Raw genomic sequence first — 18,679 nt, 5'->3', positions numbered from 1 at the left:
ATAATTTTTGTTATTAATATTAAAAGGTTCTATCTTTTAACTTCGTGCCTTCGTGTCTTCGTGGTTTTTACTTTTTTATTTTCAAAAAACCAAACTTTAGGATTTTTTATGGCTTGGATTCAAATTAATACCGTTGTGCAAGAAGCAATTGCTGAACCTTTATCAGACGCTTTTATGGAAGCCAACGCCGCTTCAGTTACCTTTGAAGACGCCAAAGACCAACCCATTTATGAACCCGAAATCGGCACGACCCCCATTTGGGGCAATACCAAAGTCATTGGTTTATTTGATGCCGATGTCGATAGCAAAGCCATTATTGAGATGCTGGTGCAAATGGTTCCTGAACTGAAAACGACTCAATTTAAAGTTGAGCAACTTGAAGATAAGGATTGGATTAGAGCTTGGATGGATCAATTCAAACCAATGCTGTTTGGTAAAAACCTTTGGATAGTGCCTAGCTGGACAGAAGCTCCACAACCCGACGCCGTTAACCTCTATTTAGACCCTGGCATGGCCTTTGGTACGGGAACTCACCCTACTACTTCTTTATGTTTGACCTGGTTAGACCACAACGCTCCAAAAGATTTAAGCGTGATAGATTATGGTTGTGGTTCAGGTATTTTAGCTTTAGCCGCCCAAAAACTTGGGGCAAAAACCGTTTCAGGAACCGATATTGACCCACAAGCGATTACCGCCAGCATTGAAAATGCCAAACGTAATAACGAAACTATCCCTTTTGCTTTGGTAAAAGATTTTAATGCCGAACCTGCGGATGTGATTGTGGCTAATATTTTGGCTGGACCATTAAAAGAACTCTCTTCAGAGTTTGACCGCCTATTAAAACCAGGTGGAACCTTAACTTTGTCTGGACTTTTAGCGACCCAAGCTGATGAATTAATCCAACACTATCAATCAATTGGAATCACCCTAGACACTTTTGAAACAAAAGAAGAATGGGGTCTTTTGTCTGGAAAAAAACAGGTTTAATTGACTAAATTTAAAAGTTACCAGGCCTGGTAACTCCCATTGAGAACAAACAAAAGACATTTTTTCATGCTAAAAATTGGCTCTTATCAATTTGAACACAATATTGTGCTTGCACCTATGGCAGGGATAACTGACGCTGTTTTTCGTGATTTATGCCGTTCTCATGGCGCAAGTTATACTTTAGCGGAAATGGTGGCCTCTAAAAAAGAGCTTTGGCAATCCAAAAAATCCTCTACTCGCCACGTAAACCTCAATGACCCTGAACCAAGAGCGGTGCAACTTATTGGAACAGACCCTCAAGAACTCGCTGATGCGGCAGCTTGGCAAGTGTCGCAAGGGGCACAAATTATTGATTTAAATATGGGCTGCCCTGCTAAAAAAGTGTGTAGCGTTTCTGCTGGATCAGCTCTCATGTCCGAACCGCAAAAAGTGAGAGAGATTTTTCAGGCGGTGGTAGCGGCTGTTGATGTTCCAGTAACGGTTAAAACAAGAACTGGCACAGATACAGAAAACAGAAATGCACTTGAAATTGCCCAAATTTCCGAAGATGAAGGGCTAAAGGCCATTACCATTCACGGCAGAACACGTGAAGCAAAATTTACTGGTAACGCTGAATATGACACCATTAAAGAGGTTAAAAAAGCGATAAATATTCCAGTAATTGCAAATGGTGATATTTGCACTCCCGAGCAGGCCGATTTTGTATTAAAATACACCTCTGCTGATGGCATCATGATTGGACGAGCAACACAAGGCTACCCTTGGATATTTCGTGAAATAAATCATTACCTTAAAACAGGTAATCAACACGAAAAACCGAATACGCTTGAGTTTAAAGAAACTATGCTCAATCACACTCAGGGCTTGCACCAACTCTATGGTGACATGTTAGGGGTAAGAATCGCTCGAAAGCATATTGGCTGGTACAGCCAACATTTACTTAACGGCAATCAGCTTCGTAAAACGTTTAATCAACTCAATTCAGCTGATAAACAACTATTACTAATTAACGACTATTTTGAGCAATTCCCAGCCTAGATATTGTTTAAAAAATGACGCAGGCTTAATTTTAGACATGACAAAACCTAAAGTAGAAAGACGCAAAACACCCCCTCCGTTGTCTTTAAGTGATCAAGTCACACTCATGCTAAACGCCTATTTTGATACGCTTGCGGAAGAAAATGCCACCGATGTCTATGAGATGGTCATTCAGCAAGTAGAAAAACCGATGATTGAGTTTGTTCTACAACAAACAGAAAACAATCAAAGTCAGGCCGCAAATATTTTAGGGATTAATCGAAATACCTTAAAAAAGAAAATGCAGAAATACAATCTCGTTTAGAACCTTAAGTTACTAAACGATAACAACAAATTTACATAATCGATTTTATTTTGGAGAACCAAAACCATGAAACCAGTACGTCGCGCTCTGATTAGCGTTTCAGATAAAACAGGCATTCTTGAATTTGCCAAATCCCTAGTTGCAATGGACATTGCCATTCTTTCAACAGGTGGAACTTATAAAGTCCTTTCTGAAGCGGGTTTAGCAGTCACGGAAGTGTCTGAATACACTGGTTTTCCAGAAATGATGGACGGTCGAGTCAAAACCTTACACCCTAAGATTCATGGTGGGCTTTTAGGTCGTCGTGGAACCGATGATGCCATTATGCAAAAACACGGCATTGATGCGATTGATATGGTGGTCGTAAATTTATACCCTTTTGAAGCGACTGTAGCTAATCCAGATTGCACATTAGAAGATGCGGTTGAAAACATCGATATTGGTGGCCCTACGATGTTACGTTCTGCGGCTAAAAACCATAAAGATGTTGCTGTAGTAACCGACCCACAAGACTACATTCATATTTTGGATGAACTAAAAATCAATGCAGGTAAACTGTCTCACGCCACCCGTTTTGATTTAGCCATTAAAACATTTGAACAAACTGCCCGTTATGACGGTGCTATTTCAAATTACTTTGGCACCATGTTCTCTGAAGATAAAGCCGATACCTTTCCACGCACCTACAATACCCAGTTTGTTAAAAAACAATCTATGCGTTATGGCGAAAACCCTCATCAAAATGCCGCTTTCTATACTGAACGTTCACCGTCTGAAGCCTCAATTTCTACGGCAACACAAATTCAAGGTAAAGAGCTATCGTTCAATAATATTGCCGATACCGATGCCGCATTAGAATTAGTGAAAACATTCACCGAGACGGCTTGCGTGATTGTTAAGCACGCTAACCCTTGTGGTGTTTCAATTGGTGAAACACAGTTTGAAGCATACGACCGCGCTTACAAAACAGACCCAACCTCTGCGTTTGGTGGCATTATCGCCTTCAATACCGAGCTTGATGCTGAAACAGCTAAGGCCATTGTGGAACGTCAGTTTGTTGAAGTGATTATTGCGCCAACGGTTTCTGATGAGGCCAAAGAAGTGGTTGAAGCTAAACAGAATGTACGCCTATTAGCCTGTGGTGAATTAGATGGCCAACAGCCTGCTTATGACTATAAACGTGTTACAGGTGGTTTATTAGTTCAAGACCGTGATTTAGGTATGGTTGATGAAGATGACCTAAAAGTCGTGACCAAAAAAGCCCCAACCGCAGAACAGATGAAAGACCTGATGTTTGCCTGGAAAGTCGCTAAATTTGTTAAGTCTAATGCCATTGTTTACGTTAAAGATGGCATGACGATTGGTGTAGGCGCTGGCCAAATGAGCCGTGTTTACTCAGCTAAAATCGCAGGTATCAAAGCCGCCGATGAAGGTTTAGAAGTACCTGGTTCAGTGATGGCATCCGACGCTTTCTTCCCATTCCGTGATGGTATTGATGCCGCCGCAGAAGCAGGGATTACTGCAGTAATCCATCCAGGTGGTTCAATGCGTGATCAAGAAGTCATTGACGCTGCAGATGAACATGGCATAGCGATGGTATTCACAGGGATGAGACACTTCAAACATTAATGTAAAGGCCGTAATGGCTTATTTTTCCAATTTCTGCGTTCTAAGAAAAAATCCGCTGCTCACGTACTTAATGTACGCTCCGCTGCGGTTTTTCCTTACGCCTTAAACTTGAAAAAAACGCTCATTACTATTTTAGAAAGTGTTTTAAAAAACCTAATTTTTTATTAAGCCTACTGGCTTATGAATAAATTAAATACAAAATATTTATAATGCTTTTGGGTATTTATAAATCTGGCTAGGCAAGGCAAAAAATGTGAGCTTACACACTGTAAGTGACCATTTTCATGCCCTTCGTCCATATAAAACTATGTAGGCGAGGGGTGAACGCAGCATAGGCTGATTTAGAAATCCCCAAAAGTATTATCTAGCGACGGAACGAGATATTAAAATGAAAGTATTGATTATTGGTGGCGGCGGCCGTGAACATGCCTTGGCTTGGAAAACAGCCCAAGCAGCTGAGGTAACTCAAGTATTTGTTGCTCCAGGCAATGCAGGAACAGCTTTAGAGCCAAATTTAACCAATGTAGATATTGCGGTTGAAGACTTACCAGGCCTGGTAAGTTTTGCACAAGAAAACAATATCGATTTAGCCATTGTTGGCCCAGAAGTGCCTTTAGTATTAGGGGTGGTTGATGCTTTTAAAGAAGCAGGTCTAAAATGTTTTGGCCCTACTGCTGGCGCAGCTCAATTAGAAGGGTCTAAAGCATTTTCTAAAGACTTCCTAGCCAAACACAATATTCCAACTGCGGCTTATGATGTATTTACTGAAATTGAACCTGCTCACGCTTATCTAGATAAAGTTGGTGCACCGATTGTCATTAAAGCCGATGGTTTAGCGGCTGGTAAAGGCGTTATTCTGGCAGAGACAGTAGAAGAAGCTAAAGAAGCGGTTTCGGATATGCTTGCAGGCAATAAATTTGGTGATGCGGGTTCTCGAGTTGTTATTGAAGAATTTTTAGTCGGTGAAGAGGCAAGCTTTATTGTAATGGCTGACGGTAAACATGTTTTACCTATGGCGACCTCTCAAGACCATAAAGCCCGTAATAACGGTGATACTGGACCTAATACTGGCGGTATGGGCGCTTACACCCCTGCTCCAGTTGTTACTCGTAGCATTCACAATCGTATTATGGAAGAGGTCATTTACCCAACGATTGAAGGCATGGCTAAAGATGGCTTACCTTATACGGGCTTTCTATACGCTGGCGTGATGATTGACGCTTCAGGCGCTCCAAAGGTGTTAGAGTTTAACTGTCGTTTTGGTGACCCTGAAACTCAACCGATTATGATGCGTTTAAAATCTGATTTACATACACTTTGTTTAGCGGCGATTGATGGCAAGTTAGATACCGTTACCGCTCAATGGGATAGTCGTGCGGCTTTAGGTGTTGTGATGGCTGCGGGTGGTTACCCTGATGAATATCGTAAAAACGATGTGATTACGGGCATTGAAAAGGCCAACGCTTCGGACTTAAAAGTTTTTCATGCTGGTACTGCCGTTAATGAAAACAATGAAGTCACCACATCTGGTGGACGTGTATTGTGTGTTACCGCTTTAGGAGAGAACGTTACCGCTGCTCAAAAACGTGCCTATGAAGGCGTGGCTATGATTAACTGGGATGAAGCCTATTATCGTACCGACATCGGACATAGAGCGGTTTCTAGAGAGAAATAATCCATTCAAGGTAAATCGTTTAGCTTTTAAAATAGGCATGCAGAAGTTTTTCTGTGTGCCTTTTTTGTATTCATTGAATCTCTAATACACCTCCTATTGTCACTGCACCATACACTTCATAAAACTTTTTTAGTTTAGCGCTCTGTTGATTGCTTGACGGCACAAAATATAACACGGTATAGTTAAAGCTATTATTAGGTGAGCCCCTTGAACAAGAGAGGTCTCAGGTAGATCAAAGAAAAGGAAGTATGATTAATGTATATTCCAGGAACCATCCGTAAGGAGACTCTCATGCCAATGGACAGCGTACATAACTATTTTGAAAGACTTGTTTTTAATGAAATCAGAGATAACTATTCTGATAAGTTTGAGGACAGTAATGCCTTAGCAGATATGGCCTGTATCGCACTAAATCGTATTCCGCCACGCTATATTCGTTACGACATTGATATGTCTTTTTATATGTCGGTAGAAGAGCATATTGAAGTGGAACAAAAAGTCAAAAAAGCGGTTAAAAAAGCCTATAAAAAGGTAAAACGTTTTGAAAACCACAAAGACGAATAGTCTTAAAAGCAGAGCTCTCCGTATTAACTTGGATCTCTGCTCTATCACACCAAAAAAATATTAGCGTTTGCTTTCATAAAATAGCTTAATTGCCTATAAAAATTATCACCCCCACTACCTAGCCACAAAACACACTCTTTTTAATCAACTTTGATACACTTCATTCACTTTGAATACACGCCAAACTAAGTCAATCAAGCGTTGTGTAAAACAAAATAATAAAAAGAAACGTGCTACAAAGATGCGGTTAACAGCCAACCAACTTAGCTGCATACGCAGCCATAAAACCTTGTTCAAAAACATTTCATTTGAACTCTCTTCAGGTCAACTTTTACTGGTTGAAGGTAAAAATGGTGCTGGAAAAACCAGCCTTCTAAAATTGCTAACAGGACTACGTCGACCCGATAAAGGTCAAGTCTTGTGGAATAACATCGACATTTTAAAACCCGAATCGGCTTTTCATAGCCAACTCGCTTGGATTGGTCATCAAAATCCACTTAAAGAAGAACAGACCGCCCTAGAAAACCTTGAGTTACTCAGCCACCTAAAAAGCCGAAACAACCTCCCTTTAATAAAAGCGCTTAAAGCCGTGCATTTAGGACAGAGCAAACACATATTGGTCAAAACTTTCTCAGCAGGCATGAAGCGTCGTTTATCTTTAGCCTGCCTGTTGATTACAGATGCTCCTTTATGGATCTTAGATGAACCACAAGCGTCTTTAGATAGAGAAGGCGTTCAATTATTTGAAGAGCTTGCAGAAACGCATTTAAACATGGGCGGCATGATTATTTTGACATCACACCACCCGCTTTCCATTGCTGAAGAACGGGTTCAAAAACTTCAGTTAGGCATCACTGGGGAGCTCAAATAAGGTGAATGGTTTCTTGAGTTTAGTTCGCAGAGATTTAATACTTGCCTACCGTCAACGTGGCGAAGTTTTTTACTCGGTATTTTTCTTTGCTTTGGTGGTGCTACTTTTCCCTATTGGTATTAGCGCCTCAGAAAAACTATTAGCTGAAATCGCCCCTGGTTTAATTTGGATTGCCGCACTTTTAGCCACCATGCTTTCTCTGGATAATTTGTTTAAAGAGGACTTCAGAGACGGTACGCTTGAGCAATGGGCGTTGAGCCAACACTCTTTAATCAGTTTTGCCTTTGCTAGATTAATCTCTCACTGGTTTATCAGCTCGGTACCATTGATTGTTTTAGCGCCTTTATTTGCCCTGTCGCTCAATTTACCGAATGAAGCGATACTCACCTTAATTTTTTCACTATTACTTGGCACCCCCCTATTAACCTTTATTGGTGGCATTGGTGTGGCCTTAACCACAGGCTTAAAAAACAGCAGTATCTTGTTACCACTGTTAATACTGCCTTTTTACATTCCCATTTTAATTTTTGGTGCCAGTGCCGTTGATGTGTCGGCTGACGGTTGGTCTGCCGCAGGGCAACTTTACATTTTGGCTGGTTTGTTTGTATTAGGCATCACGCTCGCGCCATTTGCTGTGGCAGCCGCATTAAAGGTAAGTGTCTCGCAATGAATATTCTATTGAAATGGTTTTATCGATTAGCCGCACCTCTGTGGTTTTATCCATTAGCAGGCAAACTCATTCCGTGGCTGGCTCTGTTATTTTTAGGTTTACTATTACCAGGCCTGTATATGGGGCTTTTTACCGCTCCTGCTGACTACCAGCAAGGCGATTCGTTTCGCATTATGTATGTGCATGTGCCTGCGGCTTGGATGTCGATGTTTGTGTATCTGGCCATGGCCGTTGCCGCCGTCGTGGCTTTAGTGTGGCGCATAAGAATGGCTGAAATTATGATTATTTCGAGCGTACCCATTGGAGCAAGCTTTGCATTAATCGCGCTGTTAACAGGTGCTTTGTGGGGTAAACCCATGTGGGGAGCCTGGTGGGTTTGGGATGCTCGATTAACATCGGAACTCATACTGCTTTTTATCTATTTAGGGATTATGGCTTTGTATAACGCCATTGAAGATAAAAAAACCGCGGGCAAAGCAATGAGCATTTTGACTTTGGTGGGTGTCGTCAATTTACCGATTATTCATTACTCTGTTATTTGGTGGAACACTCTCCATCAATCGGCCACGGTCACGGCTTTTGATAAACCAAGCATTCATATCGACATGCTCATCCCCCTGATTTTAATGGCCAGTGCATTCAAATTTTTGTACCTATTTGTTCTACTGCTCAAAATGCGTGCAAATTTAGTTGAACAAGATCTGCATTCGGGATGGGTAAAAAAACTCATACTCGACAAACAAAAGGGGCTTTAAATCATGTCAGAGTTTTTGGCTATGGGCGGTTACGCTTTTTACATTTGGAGCGCCTTTGGTTTGACAGCATTGGTTATTATTATTGCCATTTTTGAGCCTTTTATTCATCATCAAAATGCACTAAAACAAGCCGATGATTTTCACAGTGATGAATCTAACTGAAGCACTTGTACTTTCAAGTCATAAACCCATTAATAGAAGAAACCAATACCTATGAGCCCAGTAAGAAAAAAACGATTGTATATGGTGTTACTCTTAGTGCTAGGCGTCAGTATTGCCACCGCTTTAATTGTGCAAGCCTTTAGTCAAAATATGATGTTTTTCTTTTCTACTAGCGAAGTAAAACAAGGTAAAGCCCCTTTAGACCGCGACTTTAGACTAGGCGGTCTGGTCGTCAACAACAGCGTAATAAGAGAACCCAAAAGTTTAACGGTTCGCTTTCAACTGACAGATACGCTCAACAATATTGAGGTGAAATATACTGGGATTTTGCCCGACCTCTTTAGAGAAGGCCAAGGCATTATTGCCAAGGGTCACCTAAACCCACAAGGCGCATTCATCGCCAGCGAAGTGCTAGCAAAACATGATGAAAATTATATGCCGCCTGAGGTCGCAGACTCTTTGGCAAAAGCCCAAGAGAAAGAGATTGCTGACTCTCTGGCAACAGAGAAAGGGGTGATTGAATGATTCCTGAAATTGGCCTTTTTTCTCTTATTCTTGCCCTTGCCTTCTCATTTGTTTTAGCCGTTGCACCTCTCTATGGAAGCTACCAAAAACACTCGGCTTTAATGCAACTTACCAGGCCTGCTACCCTTGGCCAGTTTCTGTTTTTAGCCATCTCTTTTGCTTGTTTATTGTATGGATTCATTGTTGATGACTTCTCCATCAAGTATGTTGCGAGCAACTCAAACACGCAATTGCCACTGATTTTTAAAATCTCGGCCACTTGGGGTGCGCATGAAGGCTCTTTATTATTATGGGCGCTCATACTCAGTGGCTGGACCTTTGCCGTTAGTTTATTTAATCGCTCACTGCCAGACTCACTCAATAGCAAAATGCTCAGTGTGTTAGGCATGGTGGCCATTGGATTTATTTTCTTTATACTTTTGACCTCTAATCCATTTGAACGCTTAATTGAAATTCCAAACGAAGGGCGTAGTTTAAACCCTTTATTGCAAGATATCGGTTTAGCCATTCACCCTCCTGTTCTCTATATGGGCTATGTGGGTATGGCCGTTGCATTTGCCTTTGCGGTGGCGGTATTACTTGAAGGCAAATTTGAACTCACCTGGGCGCGTTGGGCTAAAAGTTGGACCATTATCGCTTGGGCATTCTTAACCATCGGTATCGCCTTAGGAAGCTGGTGGGCCTATTACGAACTTGGCTGGGGTGGCTGGTGGTTTTGGGATCCTGTTGAAAACGCTTCATTACTCCCCTGGATTGTAGCCACGGCACTGATTCACTCTTTAAGCATTACCGCCACACGTGGTACATTTCAATCTTGGACATTACTGTTGGCCATTTTGGCTTTTTCGTTGAGTCTATTAGGTACGTTTTTAGTACGCTCTGGGGTACTCACATCGGTACATGCTTTCACTACTGACCCTTCGCGTGGCGTATTTATATTAATCTTCTTGGTGATTGTGGTCGGCGCATCACTCTCGTTATATGCGAGCCATGCTCATAAAGTTACTCAAACTAAAGCGTTTAAATTACTCTCTAAAGACACTCTGCTGTTGCTTAATAACGTCATTCTTATGGCCATGATGGCAACGGTTCTACTTGGTACGCTGTACCCGCTTATTTTAGATGCCTTAGGAATTGCTAAACTGTCGGTTGGCGCACCTTATTTTAATTCGGTCATGCTGCCCCTCACTATCCCCTTAGCCATTTTTATGGGGTTAGGTTTTGCGAGCTTTTGGCGTGAAGACAGTTCAAAACGCTTACTACAACGATTATGGCTTCCCGCAATCAGCAGTTTACTGGTAGCTTTTTTAGTGCCGTTATTACTGCTTCCCGATTTTAATGGATTAGCCGTTATTGGATTATTAATGAGTAGCTGGATTGCTTTTAGCGCATTACATTACCTGTTAAAAGCAAATTCACCAGGCCTGGTAAAACCGAGTTTTCAAACAATCGGTTCTGTTATGGCACACATCGGTTTTGCTGTGACTTTAACAGGAATTACCATCACCTCCATTTATTCTATTGAAAAAGATGTAAGACTCGAACCTGGACAAAGTTACCAAATCAACCAATATCGTTTTGAATTTAAAGGTGTCCAACAAAAACAAATCCAAAACTATTTAGCCTCTGAAGGGCTCATTAAAGTCTATGAAAATAATCAATTTTTAACCGAACTGCATCCACAAAAACGTACCTATATGAGCCAAGCCATGCCCATGACAGAGGCTGGAATTGATGCCCAATTGTCACGTGACTTGTTTGTCGCCTTGGGTGAGAAGTTGGATGACCAGGCCTGGAGTATTCGCATTCAATATAAACCCTTTATTCGCTGGATTTGGTTAGGGGCTATTTTGATGGCATTGGGAGGCATCATGACGTTATTGAAAAGACGTAATGCCCTCAATAAAGAGTTCGTCCAATGAAAAAACAGATGATTCCCCTCTCATTGTTTGCAGGCCTGGTAGTTATTTTGGCGATTGGTTTAACCTTAGACCCCAAGAGTGTTCCCTCGCCATTAATTGGCAAGCCTGCGGCGCAGTTTGATTTACCCAGGCTTTTTTCTCATCAAAGCCTTACCGCTAAACAGCTAGCAGGGCAACCTTGGATCTTGAATATTTGGGCTTCTTGGTGTGTCTCTTGTAAACAAGAGCATCAAAATTTAATGGCCTTTGCAAATAAACACCCTACAACCATTGTAGGCCTTAACTATAAAGACACACCTAATGAAGCCAAAGCTTGGCTAAGAGCCTTAGGTAACCCATACACTTTTGTGGTTCAAGACACCAATGGACAGGCAGGCATCGACTGGGGCGTATATGGGGTACCTGAAACCTTTGTAATCGATCAACAAGGCATTATTCGCCATAAATTTACAGGGCCTCTCACTCAACAACAGATAAATAAAGAGTTAATCCCCTTACTTAAAAAGCTAGAAAATAAAATGACTACTGGCGATTAAGCACAGAGACCCAATAAATGAATATTTTACAAAAATCATTACACATAACGCTGGCCACTATTCTTTACTTACTCGTGGCGATACCTAGTTATGCTGCGATTGAAACATACACGTTTCATTCTGTTCAGCAAGAACAAGACTACCAGCAATTAATTGATGAACTGCGTTGTTTGGTTTGCCAAAATCAAAACCTGGCCGATTCAAATGCAGAGCTTGCTCAAGACCTTAGAAAACAGGTACATAGCATGCTGGTTACCAATAACCAAAACCGAGATGAAGTGGTGGAATATATGGTCAGTCGATACGGTGATTTTGTACTGTATAAGCCGCCCGTAAAAAACCAAACCTACCTACTTTGGGCAGGCCCGTTCCTGTTTTTACTGCTGGGTTTTTGGTGGTTAATAAAAACAGTCAAACGCTCCAATCAATCAATAAAAGACAATAAAGCAGAATAAATTTATGACAACGCTCAGCATGGGTTTAGCCCTATTATTGATCATTTCCCTACTCCTCTTACTTATACCTCTAGCGAAAAAAAGTGGGGGTAATAAAGACAAAATCACCCAAAAAAGCCTAATCGCTATTGGCCTATTTATTCCCATCTTTTCAATAACCACTTATTTTGCTTTAGGCACACCTCAATTTGCAGAGGTGGCAAGCAAGCAAGCCCCCGCTCCCATGCAAACATTGGTGGATAAGCTCGAAACAAAACTTAAACAAAAACCAAACGATTTTGATGGTTGGTTACTGCTTGGTCGTTCTTACAGTGTGACAGAAGAGCATAATAAAGCGATTCACGCCTTTGAAAAGGCATTAGCTCTACAACCAAATAACCTCAATGCTTTATTACCTCTGGCGAATGCTATTGCGACACACCAATCAAATTCGCTGAATGAACGCCCTTATCAATTACTCCTAAAAGCCTATTCTATTGCCCCTGAAAACCAAATGACCTTGTGGCTACTTGGCATGGCTGAAAAACAACAAGGCAATCCAGGACTAGCAAAAACCTATTGGCAAGCCTTATATCAGCAACTTCCTAATAACTCTAAGGATAAAAACGAAGTGCAAATAATGCTTGCTAGCCTAGAAGGGCAAACAGATAAATTGATAAACAAAAAACGAGATGAAGAAGAGGCTAAATTAACCAGCCAAACAAACCAAAACATCCATCCCCATCATCAAAATACTGAAGATGGAATAAAAATCACCTTTGAAATAGACACACAAACTAAACAAAAAATAGCCAATGCAACTGTTTTTATTTACGCAAAACAGCCGCAAGGTATGCCAATGCCAATTGCGGCTAAACGACTTAAAGGGCAAAACCTTCCAAATACTGTGGTACTAAGTCAAGCAGATGAGCTCATCCCCAATCGTACTTTAAAACAATTCAACTCATTGATTCTGGGCGTAAAAATCAGTCAAGGTGATGCAAACAGTCAAAATATTTTGTACCAAAAAGAACTTAAAACTCAAAATAATGGGGAATTAAATCTCATAATAAAATTCTAATATAAGTATTTTATTGTATAAGACAGGCCTATAACCCATTAAATTTCTTTTCTTTACCCCATAATTGTTTTTACCTATCATTGCTTCGACTCAATTAAGACCTGATTCAAAAGTTAGGTTAATAAAACAACCATTTTCCTACTCAATGAAGAGTGGGATATAGATTAAAGAAAGCAAAATATGTTCACAAAAAAAACTGGGCTATTCATTATTATCTTCCTACTAGGTTTTGCCTCATTCGGCGCCATGAATGCCTTCTTTTCTTATACCAATACCACCGAATTTTGTACTTCATGTCATAGCATGACCGTCAATCTAGAAGAATATAAAGAAACCATTCACTATAAAAACGCTTCTGGTGTTCGTGCCGAATGTGCAGACTGCCATGTACCTAAAGAATTTTTACCAAAAATCCAAGCTAAATTATTTGCCGCTAAAGATGTTTACCATGAATTTCTGGGTGACTTTGCCGTAAGTGATGAACTAAAAGCCAATCAAGAAAAGTATTTAGAACACTACGACAAACACCGTTGGGATATGGCTTCTTCGGTTTGGAAAAAAATGCAGGATTCAGACTCAAGAGAGTGTAGAACTTGCCACTCATTTATAGCGATGGATACCGAAGAACAAGGTAAACAAGCCGCTAATAAACATCCAAGAGCCATGACAAAAGGACAAACTTGTATCGATTGTCATAAAGGAATCGCACACACCGAGCCTGACGAACCAGAAGAAATTGAAGAAAAATATCGTGACGGTTTGGTTGGCGAGCTGTTACCAAAACGTTAACCCTATACTTAGTGATAACTTCTGGACAAAGTTGTCACCATGAGTAGTAACTAGAACCAGTTATAACTGGAAATTAAACACTTCTGAGGAGGAGTATTATGAAGAAAGCTAAAATTATTGCAGGAGCCGTTTTAGCAGGTTCAATGCTAGCTTCAAGCACTGCATTTGCAGGCATGGACCGTGGAACAATGCTTGCAAATACCTGTGTTGGCTGTCATGGACCTAACGGTGTAAGCCACGGGCCTGCAACACCTAGTATTGCGGGTATTTCAAAAGATTACTTTACCGAATCCATGAATGCATACGCCGCTGGTGATCGTCCATCAACAATCATGATGCGAATTGCTAAAGGGTATTCAGAAGAAGATATTGAAGCAATGGCAGACTATTTTGCTAAGCAAAAATTTGCTTCTGCACCACAGCAAGCTGACGCTAAGCTTTCAACTAAAGGCGCCAAACTTCATGATAAATATTGTGAAAAATGCCACTCTGAAGGTGGTTCTTTATCAGAAGATGATGCTGGAATCCTAGCTGGACAATGGAAACCATACCTACAATATAATTTACATGACTTTACTTCAGGTAATCGTGAAGCCCCTAAAAAGATGGCTAAAAAGCTAAAAGCTATGTATGAAAAACACGGTCAAGCCGGTGTAGATGAACTTATTGAATTCTACTCAAGCAAGTAAGGGGAAAGAACATGACAAATATTTCAAGAAGAACACTTCTAAAAGCTTCTGCTGCGAGTGCAGTAGGTGTTGCAGCTTCAAGCGCATGGTCTCCTGCTAATGCGGCTTCCAAAAAAGTGGTTATCGTTGGTGGCGGTATCGGTGGTGCAACGGCCGCGCAATACCTAAAGAAAATGGATTCAAGCATCGATGTAACTATCGTTGAAGCGAATAAAGATTACTACACCTGTTTTATGAGTAATGAAGTGATTGGTGGTCACCGTAAAATGGACTCTATCCACTTTACTTATGAAAACCTAACGGCAAAAGGTATCAAAGTCATCTTTGATAAAGTATCAGGCATTGATGCAGCGGGTCAAAAAGTGAAAACCGCTGGTGGTCAATCTTTAGCTTATGATCGTTGCATCGTATCTCCTGGTGTAGATTTCAAATATGAACTTATTGAAGGCTACTCTGCTGATGTTGCTAATACATCAATCCCACATGCTTGGAAAGCAGGTCCTCAAACTGAGATGTTACGTAAACAGTTAGTTGATATGAAAGATGGTGGAACTGTTGTAATCTGCCCTCCAGACAACCCTTTCCGTTGCCCTCCTGGGCCTTATGAGCGTATATCGCAAATTGCTTCTTACCTTAAAGAACATAAACCAAATTCTAAGATTGTGGTACTTGACCCTAAAGAGAAGTTTTCTAAATTTGGGTTATTTATGGATGGCTGGAAACGTCACTATGGTTATGGTACAGATAAGAGTCTGATTAAGTGGATTAAGAAATCTGAAGGTGGAACGGTTACTAAAGTAGACGTAGCAACTAAAACGGTAACTTGTGGTGCAGGTGAATTTAAAGCGGATGTTTTAAATATTATCCCTAACCAGAAAGCAGGAAAAATCGCTTTTGATGCTGGCCTAACTAACGATAAAGGTTGGTGTCCAATTGACCATAAGACTTTTGAGTCAACGATTCATAAAAACATTCACATTGTGGGTGACTCATCTGTTGCATCACCTATGCCTAAGTCGGGTTATTCAGCTAACTCACAAGCTAAAGTTTGTGCCGCTGCAGTTGCTTCATTACTAAATGGTGTGGCAATGGTTGAACCTTCATGGGTCAACACGTGTTACTCAGTGATTGCCCCAGGAGACGGTATTTCAGTGGCCATGGTTTATGCTTATGAAGATGGCAAAATCGTTAAAGTGAAAGGATCTGGTGGTCTTACAGGCGCTTATGACGCTGAACTACGTAAGCGTGAAGAACTATACGCTCACTCTTGGTTCAAAAATATTACAGCAGATGTTTTTGGTTAGTCTCAGATTAACTTAAACAAATGTTCTAATTCGCCTCGCTTAATGCGGGGCTTTTTTTTGTTCAAAGCACACTTCTAAAATCCTAAACAAAATAGTTTTTAATAGATAAAAAAAAGCCACCCTCCCAAAGGAGCATGGCTGTTTTTTAGACTTACTTAAATAGTTGGATTACTGAAAGGTAATTTCTGCGCCTTGCATCTCAATGTGTATCGTTGATCCAGGGGCGTAATCTCCTTTAAGGATTTTTTGTGCCAATGGGTTTTCAATACGTTGCTGAATAACACGTTTTAGTGGTCTAGCACCAAATACTGGGTCAAACCCTTGTTCACCAATCGCATCTAGAACCCCATCGGTTACCTCTAAACTTAAATCCGCTTGCGCTAAACGTTCACGTAAACTCTGTAACTGAATATTGGCAATAGAGCGAATCTGCTCTTTTCCAAGTGGATGGAACACCACAATATCGTCAATACGGTTAACAAACTCGGGTCTAAAGTAACCACCAACCACTTCCATCACATCGGTTTTCATTTCATCGTAGGTGGCCACTCCTGCCTTCTCTTGAATGACTTGAGAACCTAAGTTGGAGGTCATGACAATCACCGTGTTTTTAAAGTCCACCGTGCGGCCTTGACCATCCGTTAATCGCCCATCATCCAATACCTGCAATAATATATTGAAGACATCAGGATGCGCTTTTTCAACCTCATCCAATAAAATCACCGAATAGGGTTTACGACGAACCGCTTCAGTTAAATAGCCACCTTGCTCATAACCCACATAACCAGGAGGTGCTCCAACTAAACGAGCAACCGAATGTTTCTCCATAAACTCTGACATATCAATACGCACAATCGCGTCTTGGGTATCAAATAAGAAGTCAGCTAGAGATTTGGTTAACTCTGTTTTACCGACACCTGTTGGCCCTAAGAATAAAAACGATCCATTGGGTCGGTTTGGATCTGCCAGGCCTGCTCTTGAACGACGAATAGCATCCGAAACCGCTTTAACCGCTTCATCTTGTCCAATGACATTTTTAGAGAGTTCTTCTTCCATACGCAATAACTTATCGCGCTCACCTTCCATCATGCGCGAGACAGGAATCCCTGTCCAACGAGCCACCACTTCAGCAATCTCATCTTCCGTCACTTTGTTTTTTAATAGGTGTGAACCTTCGCCCTCTTCAGCCTCACTCTCGGCCATTTCAGCCGCTTGAATTTTAGCTTCTAAATCAGGAATAGTGCCATATTGAATCTCTGACATTTTAGCCAGATTACCCGCACGCCTTGCGGCTTCTAGCTCAATACGTGCAGCTTCAAGTTGCTCTTTATATTGTTGAGCTCCCTGCAAGGCGGCTTTGTCTTTTTTCCAAATCTCTTCTAAATCTGAATACTCTTTTTCGAGCTTTTTGATTTCATCTTGTAAAATCACTAAACGTTTTTTAGAGGCTTCATCTTTCTCTTTTTTAAGGGCAACTTGTTCAATTTTTAACTGAATTAAACGGCGATCAAGTTTATCCATCACCTCGGGCTTAGAATCGATTTCCATACGAATACGCGAAGCCGCTTCATCAATCAAGTCAATTGCCTTATCTGGCAATTGGCGGTCAGTAATGTAACGCTGAGACAATTTAGCCGCCGCAACAATCGCTGGGTCAGTGATATCGACCCCATGATGCACCTCATAGCGCTCTTTTAAACCACGTAAAATGGCGATGGTATCTTCTTCGGTTGGCTCATCCACAATCACTTTTTGAAAACGGCGCTCTAAAGCGGCATCTTTTTCAATGTTTTCACGATACTCATCCAAAGTGGTCGCACCGATACAGTGAAGCTCACCACGAGCCAGAGCAGGTTTAAGCATATTGCCCGCATCCATAGAACCTTCAGTCTTACCCGCACCGACCATAGTATGAATCTCATCGATAAACAGAATGACTTTGCCCTCTTGCTTCTCTAAATCTTTAAGCAGAGACTTTAAACGCTCTTCAAATTCACCACGATATTTTGCCCCTGCAAGCAGGCCTGCTAAGTCTAATGACAGCAAACGTTTGTTTTTTAAACCTTCAGGCACTTCGCCATTCACAATACGTTGCGCCAAACCTTCTACAATGGCGGTTTTCCCGACACCTGGTTCACCAATTAATACAGGGTTGTTTTTTGTACGACGTTGCAGCACCTGAACGGCACGACGAATTTCATCATCACGTCCAATTACTGGGTCTAACTTGCCTGATTCGGCACGTTCGGTTAAATCCACAGTGTATTTATCCAGCGCTTGTCTATTCTCTTCTGCATTTTGATCTTGCACGCTCTCGCCTCCTCGTACATTCTGAATCGCATTATTTAGTGCTTCTGAAGTTGCACCCGCTTTTTTCAATAAAGTTGCTGCGAAATCTGAGGTTTCCAGTAACGCAGGATAAAACAGTTCGCTTGCAATATAAGCATCTCCATTTTTTTGTGCTTGCTTATCCATTAAATTTAAAACGTTACCTGATGCCTGTGACAATTGCACATTACCTCCTGCACCAGACACTTTTGGCAAACTGCTGATTTTTTCAGCCACGGTCTGTTTTAACAGGGGCACATTGACATTTGCTAACTGCAATAAATTACCTGACTCATCAATCAAGGCTGACAAAATATGAACAGGCTCAATATATTGGTTATCGTGCCTCACGGCATCCGACTGCGCCTGCCCTAAAACACTTTGAAACTGGGTTGTAAATTTGTCCATCATAATTG

At 41.2% G+C, this 18,679-nt stretch carries 19 protein-coding genes; 18 read left to right on the top strand and 1 reads right to left on the bottom strand.

The window, feature by feature from the left end; translation table 11 throughout:
- Positions 1 to 108: 108 nt before the first annotated feature.
- The 18 genes from prmA (at position 109) to A379_RS09915 (ending at position 15,935) form a co-directional block, all read left to right on the top strand.
- On the top strand, positions 109 to 987 hold the full coding sequence (prmA, locus tag A379_RS09995) for a 50S ribosomal protein L11 methyltransferase (protein WP_040727856.1): 879 nt from the start codon (positions 109 to 111) through the stop codon (positions 985 to 987).
- 66 nt (positions 988 to 1,053) lie between these two features.
- Positions 1,054 to 2,025 carry a tRNA dihydrouridine synthase DusB gene (dusB, locus tag A379_RS09990; RefSeq protein WP_040727855.1) on the top strand — a complete coding sequence of 324 codons (972 nt, stop codon included), beginning with the start codon at positions 1,054 to 1,056 and terminating at the stop codon, positions 2,023 to 2,025.
- A 37-nt stretch (positions 2,026 to 2,062) separates the two neighbouring features.
- A complete protein-coding gene (locus A379_RS09985; RefSeq protein ID WP_051145156.1) occupies positions 2,063 to 2,329 on the top strand; it encodes a helix-turn-helix domain-containing protein in 267 nt (88 codons plus the stop codon).
- 66 nt (positions 2,330 to 2,395) lie between these two features.
- Positions 2,396 to 3,958 (top strand): bifunctional phosphoribosylaminoimidazolecarboxamide formyltransferase/IMP cyclohydrolase, encoded by a 1,563-nt coding sequence (gene purH / locus A379_RS09980; RefSeq protein ID WP_040727853.1) that lies wholly within the window; start codon positions 2,396 to 2,398, stop codon positions 3,956 to 3,958.
- A 388-nt stretch (positions 3,959 to 4,346) separates the two neighbouring features.
- The gene (gene purD / locus A379_RS09975; RefSeq protein ID WP_040727852.1) at positions 4,347 to 5,633 is read left to right on the top strand and encodes a phosphoribosylamine--glycine ligase; all 1,287 of its coding nucleotides are present in this window, start codon (positions 4,347 to 4,349) and stop codon (positions 5,631 to 5,633) included.
- A gap of 255 nt (positions 5,634 to 5,888) precedes the next feature.
- Positions 5,889 to 6,197 carry a late competence development ComFB family protein gene (locus A379_RS09970; protein ID WP_232744842.1) on the top strand — a complete coding sequence of 103 codons (309 nt, stop codon included), beginning with the start codon at positions 5,889 to 5,891 and terminating at the stop codon, positions 6,195 to 6,197.
- 241 nt (positions 6,198 to 6,438) lie between these two features.
- A complete protein-coding gene (gene ccmA, locus A379_RS09965) occupies positions 6,439 to 7,068 on the top strand; it encodes a cytochrome c biogenesis heme-transporting ATPase CcmA (protein WP_040727849.1) in 630 nt (209 codons plus the stop codon).
- A gap of 13 nt (positions 7,069 to 7,081) precedes the next feature.
- Positions 7,082 to 7,738: a heme exporter protein CcmB gene (gene ccmB / locus A379_RS09960; protein WP_232744840.1), complete on the top strand. Its 657-nt coding sequence runs from the start codon at positions 7,082 to 7,084 to the stop codon at positions 7,736 to 7,738.
- Positions 7,735 to 8,493 carry a heme ABC transporter permease gene (locus tag A379_RS09955; protein WP_198525674.1) on the top strand — a complete coding sequence of 253 codons (759 nt, stop codon included), beginning with the start codon at positions 7,735 to 7,737 and terminating at the stop codon, positions 8,491 to 8,493. Before ccmB ends, A379_RS09955 begins: the two co-directional genes overlap by 4 nt.
- A 3-nt stretch (positions 8,494 to 8,496) precedes the next feature.
- Complete coding sequence (gene ccmD, locus A379_RS12950; RefSeq protein ID WP_081696390.1) at positions 8,497 to 8,655, top strand: heme exporter protein CcmD; 159 nt, start codon at positions 8,497 to 8,499, stop codon at positions 8,653 to 8,655.
- A gap of 51 nt (positions 8,656 to 8,706) precedes the next feature.
- Entirely contained in the window at positions 8,707 to 9,180 is a 474-nt protein-coding gene (gene ccmE / locus A379_RS09950) for a cytochrome c maturation protein CcmE (protein WP_040727847.1), read from the top strand.
- Positions 9,177 to 11,102, top strand: coding sequence for a heme lyase CcmF/NrfE family subunit (locus tag A379_RS09945; RefSeq protein ID WP_040727846.1), 1,926 nt, complete (start codon positions 9,177 to 9,179; stop codon positions 11,100 to 11,102). Before ccmE ends, A379_RS09945 begins: the two co-directional genes overlap by 4 nt.
- Positions 11,099 to 11,638 (top strand): DsbE family thiol:disulfide interchange protein, encoded by a 540-nt coding sequence (locus tag A379_RS09940; RefSeq protein WP_040727844.1) that lies wholly within the window; start codon positions 11,099 to 11,101, stop codon positions 11,636 to 11,638. Before A379_RS09945 ends, A379_RS09940 begins: the two co-directional genes overlap by 4 nt.
- A 17-nt stretch (positions 11,639 to 11,655) precedes the next feature.
- Positions 11,656 to 12,093, top strand: a complete 438-nt coding sequence (locus A379_RS09935; protein ID WP_040727843.1) for a cytochrome c-type biogenesis protein — start codon at positions 11,656 to 11,658, stop codon at positions 12,091 to 12,093.
- Between the two features lie 4 nt (positions 12,094 to 12,097).
- Positions 12,098 to 13,153 carry a tetratricopeptide repeat protein gene (locus tag A379_RS09930; protein ID WP_040727842.1) on the top strand — a complete coding sequence of 352 codons (1,056 nt, stop codon included), beginning with the start codon at positions 12,098 to 12,100 and terminating at the stop codon, positions 13,151 to 13,153.
- Positions 13,154 to 13,333: 180 nt separating this feature from the next.
- Positions 13,334 to 13,942 carry a NapC/NirT family cytochrome c gene (locus A379_RS09925; RefSeq protein ID WP_051145155.1) on the top strand — a complete coding sequence of 203 codons (609 nt, stop codon included), beginning with the start codon at positions 13,334 to 13,336 and terminating at the stop codon, positions 13,940 to 13,942.
- 98 nt (positions 13,943 to 14,040) lie between these two features.
- Positions 14,041 to 14,631 carry a cytochrome c gene (locus tag A379_RS09920; protein ID WP_040727840.1) on the top strand — a complete coding sequence of 197 codons (591 nt, stop codon included), beginning with the start codon at positions 14,041 to 14,043 and terminating at the stop codon, positions 14,629 to 14,631.
- Between the two features lie 11 nt (positions 14,632 to 14,642).
- Positions 14,643 to 15,935, top strand: coding sequence for an NAD(P)/FAD-dependent oxidoreductase (locus tag A379_RS09915; protein WP_040727839.1), 1,293 nt, complete (start codon positions 14,643 to 14,645; stop codon positions 15,933 to 15,935).
- A 168-nt stretch (positions 15,936 to 16,103) separates the two neighbouring features.
- Here A379_RS09915 and clpB read toward each other — a convergent pair whose 3' ends face one another.
- The gene (gene clpB / locus A379_RS09910) at positions 16,104 to 18,674 is read right to left on the bottom strand and encodes an ATP-dependent chaperone ClpB (protein ID WP_040727838.1); all 2,571 of its coding nucleotides are present in this window, start codon (positions 18,672 to 18,674) and stop codon (positions 16,104 to 16,106) included.
- Between the last annotated feature and the right edge of the window lie 5 nt (positions 18,675 to 18,679).

This window comes from Thiomicrorhabdus sp. Kp2, from assembly GCF_000478585.1.
Lineage (GTDB): Bacteria > Pseudomonadota > Gammaproteobacteria > Thiomicrospirales > Thiomicrospiraceae > Thiomicrorhabdus.
This window is presented reverse-complemented; position numbering and strand designations above follow the sequence as displayed.